The 649-nt window shown below is 29.3% G+C and carries 1 protein-coding gene; it reads left to right on the plus strand.

Translation table 11 applies throughout. The annotated features are described in order from the left end of the window. Positions 1-649: hypothetical protein (locus tag AYC60_RS09180; RefSeq protein WP_197417010.1), on the plus strand; the 649-nt coding region annotated here is incomplete at both ends.

Consider the following 649-nt stretch of genomic DNA (forward strand, 5'->3'; position numbering starts at 1 on the left):
AAAAGATAGTAATGTATTGTATAATAATGTTGAAAGTGTTAGAAAAGATGTATTGAGAGCAGAGAGTAAAAAAGAGATAATAGATGCTTCAGTAAGTTTAGGAGTAAGTGCAGGATTAGATACTATGGAGATGAAGGTATCCCCTGGTAGTATAAATGTAGGTGCAAAGGTCTCATATGAATTACAAGAAAGTAAAGAAAATGCTTTAAATATATTAGAAAACACAAAAGAAGTATATAATAATGTAGATAATGTAAGTATAAGAGGATTAAAGACAAAAGATAGTACTATAGAAGGAAGTATTAAGAATCTAAATGTAGAAGAAGTAAAAGATGAAAAGACTAGAAACAAAGTAGGACTAGGCTTTGATGTTTCTATAGCTTTTACTGGCACACCTACAGGAGGAAATGGAGAATTAGAGTTTGTAGATAAGAGAGAAGAGAAGGTACATAAAAGAGATATAGACTTATCTAAACTAGAAATAGAAAGAATTACTTTAAAAGAAGAGAAAGAAAATAATCGTAATATAGATTATGGACTTAAAGTAGGCACGTCGGGAGTAAGTGCAAGGGTAGGAGAATATGGATTAGATTTAAATTTAAATGTATTAGATGCAATAGTTAATCCAAATGAATTTAAAGAAAAACAA

This window comes from Streptobacillus felis, from assembly GCF_001559775.1.
GTDB classification, from domain to species: domain Bacteria; phylum Fusobacteriota; class Fusobacteriia; order Fusobacteriales; family Leptotrichiaceae; genus Streptobacillus; species Streptobacillus felis.